This is a genomic window from Cellulomonas citrea (genome assembly GCF_009829685.1).
Classification (GTDB): domain Bacteria; phylum Actinomycetota; class Actinomycetes; order Actinomycetales; family Cellulomonadaceae; genus Cellulomonas; species Cellulomonas citrea.
The window spans coordinates 1-10,389 of sequence record NZ_VWSD01000107.1 but is presented as its reverse complement, the minus strand read 5'-3'; the positions used below and the strand labels follow the sequence as shown (position 1 = coordinate 10,389).

Genomic DNA, 10,389 nt, shown 5'->3' with positions numbered 1-10,389 from the left:
GTCCACCGGCTCGCGCCCGTCCGCCGGCACCAGCCCGCTGATCGTCGCGACGTGCTCGGCGGCGCGCCCGGCGCTGGTGCGCAGGTCGTGCACGAGGGCTGACAGCGTCGCTCCGTCGGCCCTCGGGCCCGGCGGTGCGAGGCGCCCGGCGATGTCGCCCGCGGCGTCGAAGTCCACAGGTGCGCTCATCGCCCCACCGTAACGGCGGCTCCGCGACGAACGCAGCGGGTCACCGACAGCCGCAGCCCGCCAGGCCGGACACGAAGCCGTCGATCGCCCGCCGCGGCGGGTCCTGGCCGCCGTCCGGGGTGGCGTCGGCCATGACGACGAACACCAGCGCCCGTCCGTCGGCGTCGACGAGGGTGCCGGCCAGCGACGTGACGTTCGGCAGCGAACCCGTCTTGGCACGCACCAGACCGCGGGCCGCCGAGGACGTGAACCTGTCGTCGAGGGTCCCGGTGAGGCCGGCGATCGGCAGCTCGGCCACGACCGAGCGCAACGTCGGGTGGTCGGGGCTGGTCGCGGCCCGCACGATCCCGGCCAGCAGCATCGGTGACAGCGACGACCCCGACGCCAGGCCCGAGGCGTCGGTGAGGTGCGCCCCGGCGACGTCCACACCCAGGGTCGACACGGCGTGCAGCACGGCCGCGGTGGCACCGTCGAACGAGGGCGGCAGCCCCTGGTCGATCGCGACCAGCCGGGACACCGCCTCGGTCACGGTGTTGTCCGAGGTGTCGAGGAAGTACCCCACGACGTCCCGCAGCGGTGCCGACCGGACCTCGCCGAGGGGCAGCGCGTCCCCGGGAGCGGTGGTGCGCGTCGGCGTCCCGGTCACGGTGATGCCGAGCTCGGTGAGCCGTTGGGCGAACACCCGGGCAGCAGCGAGCGACGGGTCGGTGTAGCGACGCCCGTACTCCGTGCTGGCGTCGTACTTGCCGATGTGCACCTCGAGCGGGGTCACCGGTGCCACGAAGCCCGAGGTGAGGTAGCCCGGGTCCCAGCCGGGGCTCGTCGTCGGCCCGGTGAACATCGAGTCGTCGAACCCGAGCCGCACGGTGGAGACCCCGGCGAGCGTGAGCGCCGAGGCCGTCTGGGCGGCCAGGTCACCCAGGCCCGCCCGCCCGTCGACCGCGGTGGGGTCGCCCGCACCCTCGCCGAGCATGACGTCACCGCCCCCCACCAGCACGACGAGGTCGCCCTGGCGCACGGCCCAGGTGCTCAGCGTGCGGGCCGGGTCCAGGGTCCCCAGCGCACCCACGGCGGTGACCAGCTTGGCGGTGGAGGCCGGGGTGCGGCCGGCGTCCGGCTGCGCCGAGCCGAGCACGTCGCCGGTGAGCTGGTCGAGCACGGCGACCCCGACGCTCGACCCCACGCGGGAGTCGGCCAGCAGCGAGCCCACCGCGGCCTGCACGGCGGCGGCCTGCGGCTGGGCTGCGTCCGGTGCCAGCGTGGACAGCGCCGGCGTCGGTGCACCACCGACGACTGCGCCGGGTGCGGTGGGGAAGGGTGCGGGGTCCGGGACCGGCGCCGCCAGGGTGAGCGGCCCGGGCACCAGGTCGTAGGCGTCGAGCGTGCCGTAGGCGCCGACGGCGAGCACCACGACGAGCCCTGCGGTGCCGATCACCCGCCGAGCCGATGCCATCGGATCCTCTCCTGTGCTGCCGTACGTGCCGCTCGTGATACCGCTCGCCGTGTCACCGCCGCACGAGGCTAGGGTCGTGGGGCGGCCTCCCCGGTCGGCGCTCGACGCGGGGCCGGCCACCCGAACGCCCCGTCATCGCATGCCGGTGCGTCAGACTACTGTCCGGCGAGAGACGACCCCGGCTGCGCACGGCGCGCCGGACTGACCCGCGCGGGCGGGGATGGAGGAACCGTGGACTTCGACGTGACCATCGAGATCCCGAAGGGTCAGCGCAACAAGTACGAGGTGGACCACGCGACCGGACGCATCCGGCTGGACCGCATGCTGTTCACCTCGACCCGCTACCCGGACGACTACGGGTTCATCGAGGGCACGCTGGGCGAGGACGGCGACCCGCTGGACGCCCTCGTGCTGCTCGAGGAGCCGACGTTCCCCGGCTGCCTCATCCGCTGCCGCGCGCTCGGCATGTTCCGGATGCGCGACGAGGCCGGCGGCGACGACAAGGTGCTCTGCGTGCCGACGGGTGACCAGCGCGCCGCGTGGCGTCAGGACATCGACGACGTCTCGGACTTCCACCGCCTGGAGATCCAGCACTTCTTCGAGGTCTACAAGGACCTCGAGCCCGGCAAGTCCGTCGAGGGTGCGCACTGGGTGGGCCGGGCCGAGGCCGAGGAGGAGATCGAGCGCTCGCGGCAGCGCGCGATCGACGCCGGCTACTACCAGCACTGACCGCCACCGGCCGCAGCCGGCACCCGTGACAGCGAGGCCCGCCGACCTGGTCGGCGGGCCTCGCTGCGTGTCGGGTCTGGGCGCACGACGTCAGAGGGCCGACCAGCCGCCGTCGCTCGCCAGCACCGCACCGGTGACGTTCGCCGAGTCGTCCGACAGCAGCCAGCAGATGGCCGCCGCCAGGTCCTGCGGCGCGGCCACCGGGGGCACGACCTGCAGCAGCGGCCCCAGACGCTCCCCGGCGTACGCCGATCGGAACGGTGCCTCGATGTTCGTGGCCACCCCACCCGGGGCGACGACGTTGGCCCGCACCCCCTGCGGGGCGTGGAAGGCCGAGATCGACCGGGTGTAGCCGATGAGCGCGTGCTTGCTCGTCGTGTAGGCCGCCCCGGCGGCACCCCCGCGCAGCCCCGCCTCGGACGACACGTTGACGATCGTCCCCTTGCCGGCGGCGATCATGAGCGGCAGCACGGCCCGGCACAGCCGCATCGGACCGGTGAGGTTGACCGCGAGCACCCGGTCCCAGGTGGCGTCGTCGACCTCGGCCGGCGGCAGGAAGCCGTCCATGATGCCGGCCACGTTGGCCAGCGCGTCGACCTGGCCGCCGAGGGCGGTGAGCAGCGCGTCGACCGTGCTCGCCGTGGCCACGTCGCCGACCACGGTGACGAGGTGGTCCCCGCCGTGCTCCTGGGTGAGGGCGTCGAGCCGGGCAGCGACCACGTCGGTGGCCACGACGTCAGCCCCCTCGGCCAGCAGCCGCACCGTGGTCGCGAGCCCGATCCCCGAACCCGCGCCTGTGACGACGACCGTGCGTCCCTCGAACCGGTTCATCCGAATCTCCCTCGATCCCGTTGCCCCGTGGGGTTGCCTCCACTGTGGTGGGGCAGGCGAGGGGCTTCGAGAGGTGGAGGTCCCGGGTGGCGCAGTCAGGGAAGGTCAGGGACGACCGGCGTAGGGCATCGTGCCGCCCCAGCGCATCGAGGTCACCCGGACCTGCAGACCCGGCACCGGCGCCTCGACGATCATTCCGTTCCCCACCCACATGGCCACGTGGTAGACGGAGCCGGGGTCGTTGGGGTCGGTGCCCCAGAAGAGCAGGTCACCCGCCCGCAGGTCCGACGTGCTGATCTTGGCCACGCGCCGGTACTGGCCGCTCGAGCTGTGCGGCAGCGAGACGCCCTGCGAGCCCCAGGCCCGCATGGTGAGGCCGGAGCAGTCGTAGACGTCCGGTCCGGCCCCGCCCCACACGTAGTCGGCGCCTACCTGGGCCCTGGCCCAGGCCACCGCCGCGGCACCGGCACCGGCCGAGCCCGACGACGAGCCACCCGACGACGAGCCACCCGAGGAGGACGACCCTCCGGAGGACGACCCACCGGACGAGGTCCCGCCGGACGACGACCCGGAGGAACCGGAGCCGGACGAGCCGGAGCCACCTGACGTCCCGGGGCTCGGCTTCGACGCGGCCGCGGCGGCCGCAGCCCGGGCCGCCGCCTCCTGGCTCGCCTTCTGCGCGGCCGCCTGGGCCGCGGCCTGGCGCTGGGCCTCGATGTTCGCCTGCCGCTGCTGCTCGACCGCGACACTGGTCGCGCGCGCAGCTGCGAGCTGCACCACGAGCTGCTGGCGCTGCGTGTCGGCCGCGGCCACCTGCGCGGCGGTCTGGGCCTGCAGCTGCTGGGCCTGCGCGAGCGCCTGCGCCGCCGTGTCCTGGGCGGTCTTGGCCTGGTCGGCCGCGGTCTTCGCACGGGCCGCCATGGTGTGCGAGACGAGCTGAGCCGCCTTGTAGCCCTGGACGGCCTCGTCGGCCTTGCCGGTGACCTGGTCGAGCTGAGCGGTGCGCTCGGCGACGTCGGAGAAACCGTCGGCGGACAGCAAGGACTCGATCGCCTCGGACGAGCCACCCGTGCGGGTCATCTCACGCGCCAGCGCCACGAGGGTGCGACGGGCGGCGGCGGCGGACTGGTCCGCGGCGGCCGACTGGTCGGCGGCCTGCTGGGCGTCGGCGGCGGCGGCGTCGGCCGCGTCCTGAGCCTGCGAGTAGGCCTCACCGGCCTGCTGGAGCTTGATCTGCGCGGCGTCGTCCGCGGCGGCGAGCTGCGCGAGCGTGACCTCCATGGCGGCCACCGAGGCGCTCGCGGAGTCGACCGCGGCCTTGGCCTTCTGCACGTCCTGGTCGCTGGGGTTCGCGTTGTCGGCGAGCGCAGGGGCCGAGGCGAGCAGGAGCGCGGCGACGGCCGCGACGAGCGCCGTGACCGAACGCCCACCGGCACGGCGCAGCCCACCCCCGGTGCGGGCTGCTGACCTGCGCATGTGCATCTGGCTCCTCATCCGACCCGGACGGCCGTGCGGTGGCTCTCCGGTCATATCGACCAGAGTCGATCGGACCTGAAGGCGCCGAACATCACTCGACGCTACTCACTTCGGTCACTTCAGTGAACTCCTGTCACACGTGCACCAGGAATCACATCGATGTCATTTCTGTCCAGGCGGTCGAAAATGCGCGCAATCCCGGCAGAGCGCCCCACCCGCGGTCGATCGCGTCTCACAGAACGAGACCGGGATGTCGGCCGGCGGACGGACTGCCCTACGCTCCCCGCCATGACGTGCTGCCGAATGTGTTGCTGACAAGCGCACGCTCGGCTGTGCCCGCGGACTGATCCGGTCCGCATCGAGCTCTCGCTCGACCGTGCGCCACACCCCGCCTCCTGCAGAGGTCGGCTGTCGGCTGCGCAGCCCCTGGTAGGAGGCACCCACCTCGCACGGTCTGCGACCTGCACTCCGTGCTCCGCCTCCCGCACCAGGAGCCACCGAAGATGAGCAACGAGAACTGGAGCTTCGAGACCCGCCAGATCCACGCGGGTCAGTCGCCGGACACCGCCACCGGGGCACGCTCCCTGCCGATCTACCAGACCACGTCCTACGTGTTCGAGAACGCCCAGCAGGCCGCCGACCGGTTCGCCCTGCGTGAGCTCGGGCCGATCTACACCCGGCTCACCAACCCGACCCAGGAGGTCGTGGAGAACCGCATCGCCTCCCTCGAGGGCGGCGTCGGCGCCCTGCTCGTCTCCTCCGGCCAGGGTGCCGAGACCCTGGCGATCCTCAACCTCGCCGAGGCCGGCAGCCACATCGTGGCCAGCCCGTCGCTGTACGGCGGCACGTACAACCTGCTCGCCCACACGCTCAAGAAGTTCGGCATCGAGACGACCTTCGTCGACGACCCGCACAACCCCGACTCCTGGCGCGCCGCCGTCCGCCCGAACACCAGGGCGTTCTACGGCGAGACCATCCCCAACCCGAAGTCCGACGTCCTGGACATCGAGACCGTCGCCTCCGTCGCGCACGACTCCGGGGTGCCGCTCATCGTCGACAACACCGTCGGCACGCCGTACCTCATCAACCCCATCACGTGGGGCGCCGACATCGTCGTGCACTCGGCCACCAAGTACCTCGGCGGCCACGGCTCGGCCATCGCCGGTGTCATCGTCGACTCGGGCAACTTCGACTACACGCTCGACCCCGAGCGCTTCCCCGGCCTGAACGAGCCGGACCCGGGCTACCACGGCCTGCGCTACGGCCCGGACCTCGGGGTGGGCGGCCCGTTCGGCGCCAACCTGTCGTACATCCTCAAGGCCCGCGCCCAGCTGCTGCGCGACCTCGGCCTCGCGATCAGCCCGTTCAACGCCTGGCTCATCGCCCAGGGCATCGAGACCCTGTCGTTGCGCGTCGAGCGGCACGTGGAGAACGCCAAGAAGGTCGCCGAGTGGCTCGAGGCGCGCGACGACGTGACCTACGTGCACTACGCGGGTCTGGAGTCCAGCCCCTGGCACACCAACCAGCTCAAGTACGCTCCCAAGGGCGCCGGTGCGGTGCTCGCGTTCGAGCTGCCGGGTGGCACTGCGGCGGGCCAGGCGTTCGTCTCGGCCCTCGAGCTGCACTCGAACGTCGCCAACATCGGCGACGTGCGCTCGCTGGTCATCCACCCCGCGTCGACCACGCACTCCCAGCTCACGCCCGAGGAGCAGGCGCTGTCCGGGGTCACGCCCGGCCTGGTCCGGCTCGCCGTCGGCCTGGAGTACATCGACGACATCCTCGCGGACCTCGAGGCGGGCTTCCGCGCCGCCAAGGAGGCCTGAGGAATGAGCCACGGGACGGGCCCGGGCACCCAGCCCGACGACCACCGGGACGCACCGTCGGCCGACGGCCGGCTGCGCGCCCCGGCAGGGCGACGCCCAGGCCCGTCCCGTAGCCTCGCCCCTGTGCAGGAGGACACCTCGGTGGAGGTCCCCGTGATCCGGCGTCACCCGGCGACGCTCGGCGGCCACGCCGCGTCCGCCCAGGAGCGGCTCGGCCGGCGCTCGCAGCCGGACGGCCGGCCCGTCCCGGTGAGCGCCGCCTGGCGCGAGGGCGACCCCGCCGGACGGCGTCAGATCGTCGACCTCGGGCCGCTCGTGCTGGAGTCCGGTGAGCAGCTGCCGGGTGCACGTCTGGCCTACGAGACCTGGGGCACGCTCGCCGCCGACCGCGGCAACGCGGTGCTCGTGCTGCACGCGCTCACCGGCGACTCGCACGTCACCGGCCCCCTCGAGGAGGGGCACCCCACCGCCGGCTGGTGGGGCGAGATCGTCGGGCCCGGCGCCGCCATCGACACCGACCGCTACTTCGTCGTGGCCGCCAACGTGCTCGGCGGCTGCCAGGGGTCCACCGGCCCGGCCTCGCTGGCACCCGACGGCCAGGTGTGGGGCAGCCGGTTCCCGCTGCTCACCGTGCGCGACCAGGTCGAGGCCGAGCTGCGGCTCGCCGACCACCTCGGCATCGCCCGGTTCGCGCTCGTCATCGGCGCGTCCATGGGTGGGCAACGGGCCCTCGAGTGGGCCGCGACCGCACCCGACCGGGTGGAGCGGGTCGCCGCCATCGCCACCTGCGCGGCGACCTCGGGCGACCAGATCGCGTCGTTCCACACCCAGCTCGCCGCGATCACGTCCGACCCGGCCTACGCCGACGGCGACTACTACGACGCCCCGGCCGGCCACGGCCCGCACCGCGGCCTCGGCCTCGCCCGGCAGATCGCGCACCAGACCTACCGGTCGGCCGACGAGCTCGACGAGCGGTTCGGTCGCATCCCGCAGGGCGGCGAGGAGCCCCTCGAAGGCGGTCGCTTCGCGGTGCAGTCCTACCTCGACCACCACGGCGACAAGCTCGCCCGCAGGTTCGACGCCAACAGCTACGTCGTGCTCACCCGCTCGATGATCACGCACGACCTCGGCCGCGACCGCGGCGGGGTGGACGCCGCCCTGGCCTCGATCACCGCCAAGGCGCTCGTCGTCGCGGTCGACTCCGACCGGCTGTTCACCCGCGAGCAGTCCGAGCGCATCGCCGCCGGCATCCCGCGCAGCGGACCGGTGCGCATCGTGCGCTCCCCCTTCGGGCACGACGGGTTCCTCATCGAGCACGACCAGGTCGCCGCGATGGTCTCGGACTTCCTCGCCGACCGGACCCCCAGCCGCCGCCTGCCGCGCTGACGCGGACGCCCGGCCCCGGGAGCGCGCTCCTCATGACCCGCGCACCTCAGGTCGGTGCGACCACCGTCTGGTTGCGCCCGGCGGCCTTCGCCGCGTAGAGCGCCCGGTCGGCCCGGTCGGCAGCCCCGGCGAGCGCCCGCGCCGGGTCCGGGTCGGCGACCACCCACGACGCCCCCAGGCTCACGGTGCAGCCCCACGGCGCGAGCACCGAGTCCAGGCCGGTGCGCAGGGCCTCGGCCCGTGCCGTCAGGTCCGGCCCCACGTCGTCGAGCAGCACGAGGAACTCCTCGCCCCCGGTCCGGGCCACGAGGTCGCAGGGCCCCACGCCGCGGCGCAACCCCTCGGCGAGCGCGACCAGAACCTCGTCACCGACGGCGTGGCCGAACCTGTCGTTGACCGTCTTGAAGCGGTCCAGGTCGAGCAGCAGCACCCCGCACGCCGCGGTGAGGGCCCGGTCGGCCACGCCCCGGTCCAGCCCGCGCCGGTTGTGCAGGCCGGTGAGCGGGTCCGTCATCGACAGCACCTGCACCTCACCCAGCGCATGCTCGAGCGTGCGGCGCTGGGCCAGCACCATCTCCGACGCCGTGATGAGCCCCGTCAACGGGATGAGGCTCGTGGTCAACGTCGACACGACAGACTCCAGACCCGAGCCGATGGACACCACACAGGCGAGCACGAGCACCACCTCGTGCACCCGCACCAGACGACTCCGCAACGACGCCGCCGCGTACAGCGCCGGCGCCATGAGCAGGAACAGGTTGATCGCCGCGGAGCGCCGCCCCTGGTTGCCCAGCACGCTCACCACGACGAGCGCGTCCAGCAGCACGAGGACCGCCATCATCCGCGCCGGCGTCCACCGGTGCCCCTGCCGCCAGACCAGCACACCGAGCACGGCGGCCACCGGGATGAGGGAGACGAACACCACCGTCCACGCACCGGGTCGCATGGTCGTCGGGTCGAGCGCGGCCAGCAGGGCGAGCATCGAGCTGATCCAGAGCGCGACCGCCAGCATGCGCGACGGCACCCACTCGCCCGCGACCGGCTCGCGGCGCACCACGTCCACGAGTCCTCCTCCATCGGCCACCGGGCCCGACAACGGTATCGGCCGACGCTCCGGCGCCGGCCCGGGCCGGGCTCATCTCACCCGGGGGAGTCACACCGGCTCGACCGGCTGGGTGACGGACGGGCGGCGGCCACCGGCTCGCCCGTGGCCGCCGGCGGTCGCGATGATGGGGCCCATGACGCAGCCCCCGACGGACCTCGCCCTGCTCACCCACCTGCTCACCGAGCAGTGGCGTCGGCTGCGCGCCTGGGTCGGGCAGGTCGTCGGCACGCCGGTCGGCGACCAGCCGTCGGTGCTCGCCGGGTGGACCGTCACCGACCTCGTCGTGCACCTCGGCCGGTCGATGGAAGCGCTCGCGGTGTGCACCCCGGCGCCGCCGGACGCGGTGCCGGCCACCCTGGCCGAGTACCTCGGCGGCTACGGGCGCAGCGCCCAGGACATCGCGGCCACCACCCGAGAGCTCGGCACCCAGCACGCCGACGACCCGCTCGCCTACGTCGACGCCGGCGCCGCGGCGGCCTTCGCCACCCTCGACCGGCTCGGCCCGGCCGACCTCGTCGTGCTGGCGCGCCGCGGGCCCCTGCTGCTGTCCACCATGGTGACCTCGCGGCTGGTCGAGCTCGTCGTGCACGGCGACGACCTGGCCCGGTCCGTGCACCGGGCCCGCGGCGGCGACGCACCGCACGACCCGGTCGACCCGGCCGCGGAGGCGCATGTGGCGCAGGCGCTGCTCGACATCGTGCTGGCACGGGTCGGCGACGCGGTCGAGGTCGCCGACGCACGCCGCTGGGTGCGGCTGGCGGCCGGTCGCGAGCCCTACGACGTCGACGAGCTCGCCCGCGCGCTGCGCCCGCTCGACCCGTCGGACGCGGTACCCGACCTCGGCCGGATGCTGCCGGTGCTCTAGCCCCGCTACGGTCCCACCATGCTCGCCGCGTACGCAGCCGCCCAGTCCGCCGACGACCCGCTGTCCGGGCTCGAGGTCGGCGACCGGCCGGCGCCCAGCCCCGCACCGGGCTGGACCGTGGTCGACGTGCGCGCCGCCACCCTCAACCACCACGACCTGTGGTCGCTGCGCGGCGTCGGCCTGGGTGCCGACCGGCTGCCGATGATCCTGGGCACCGACGCCGCCGGGGTCACCGCCGACGGGCGCGAGGTGGTGCTGCACGCCGTCGTCGGGGGGCTGCCCGGCACCGACGTGCCACGCAGCATCCTGTCCGAGCGGCACCCCGGCACGTTGGCCGAGCAGGTCGCCGTGCCCACCGCCAACCTCGTCGACAAACCGGCCGGGATGGGGTTCGCGCAGGCGGCCTGCGTGCCCACCGCCTACCTCACCGCCTACCGGATGCTGTTCCGCTCCGGCCGGGCCACCCCCGGCCAGCGGGTGCTCGTGCAGGGCGCCGGCGGCGGGGTCTCGACCGCGGCCGTGCTGCTCGGCG

9 protein-coding genes and 1 pseudogene are annotated in these 10,389 nt (G+C 74.0%); 5 read left to right on the top strand and 5 right to left on the bottom strand.

From position 1 onward, the window contains the following. A pseudogene (locus F2B26_RS11640) lies at positions 1–189 on the bottom strand (zinc-dependent metalloprotease); the annotation flags it as partial. Between the two features lie 40 nt (positions 190–229). Continuing rightward, the gene (dacB, locus tag F2B26_RS11635; protein ID WP_235929631.1) at positions 230–1,624 is read right to left on the bottom strand and encodes a D-alanyl-D-alanine carboxypeptidase/D-alanyl-D-alanine endopeptidase; all 1,395 of its coding nucleotides are present in this window, start codon (positions 1,622–1,624) and stop codon (positions 230–232) included. A 249-nt stretch (positions 1,625–1,873) separates the two neighbouring features. Between dacB and F2B26_RS11630 the strand changes: the two genes are divergently transcribed. After that, entirely contained in the window at positions 1,874–2,371 is a 498-nt protein-coding gene (locus F2B26_RS11630) for an inorganic diphosphatase (protein WP_159809535.1), read from the top strand. Between the two features lie 90 nt (positions 2,372–2,461). On the opposite strand, the gene F2B26_RS11625 is transcribed toward F2B26_RS11630, so the two are convergent. After that, complete coding sequence (locus tag F2B26_RS11625) at positions 2,462–3,202, bottom strand: SDR family NAD(P)-dependent oxidoreductase (protein WP_159809533.1); 741 nt, start codon at positions 3,200–3,202, stop codon at positions 2,462–2,464. A 105-nt stretch (positions 3,203–3,307) separates the two neighbouring features. After that, a complete protein-coding gene (locus F2B26_RS11620; RefSeq protein ID WP_235929630.1) occupies positions 3,308–4,678 on the bottom strand; it encodes a C40 family peptidase in 1,371 nt (456 codons plus the stop codon). Positions 4,679–5,181: 503 nt separating this feature from the next. Between F2B26_RS11620 and F2B26_RS11615 the strand changes: the two genes are divergently transcribed. Then, positions 5,182–6,501, top strand: a complete 1,320-nt coding sequence (locus tag F2B26_RS11615; RefSeq protein ID WP_159809529.1) for a bifunctional o-acetylhomoserine/o-acetylserine sulfhydrylase — start codon at positions 5,182–5,184, stop codon at positions 6,499–6,501. A gap of 3 nt (positions 6,502–6,504) precedes the next feature. Beyond that, positions 6,505–7,887: a homoserine O-acetyltransferase MetX gene (gene metX, locus F2B26_RS11610; protein ID WP_159809527.1), complete on the top strand. Its 1,383-nt coding sequence runs from the start codon at positions 6,505–6,507 to the stop codon at positions 7,885–7,887. Positions 7,888–7,933: 46 nt separating this feature from the next. On the opposite strand, the gene F2B26_RS11605 is transcribed toward metX, so the two are convergent. Then, positions 7,934–8,950, bottom strand: a complete 1,017-nt coding sequence (locus F2B26_RS11605) for a GGDEF domain-containing protein (RefSeq protein ID WP_159809525.1) — start codon at positions 8,948–8,950, stop codon at positions 7,934–7,936. A 175-nt stretch (positions 8,951–9,125) separates the two neighbouring features. Between F2B26_RS11605 and F2B26_RS11600 the strand changes: the two genes are divergently transcribed. Both F2B26_RS11600 and F2B26_RS11595 read left to right on the top strand, forming a co-directional pair. Then, positions 9,126–9,857: a maleylpyruvate isomerase N-terminal domain-containing protein gene (locus tag F2B26_RS11600; protein ID WP_159809523.1), complete on the top strand. Its 732-nt coding sequence runs from the start codon at positions 9,126–9,128 to the stop codon at positions 9,855–9,857. Between the two features lie 18 nt (positions 9,858–9,875). Beyond that, positions 9,876–10,389: quinone oxidoreductase family protein (locus F2B26_RS11595; protein ID WP_369122548.1), on the top strand; the 514-nt coding region annotated here is incomplete at its 3' end.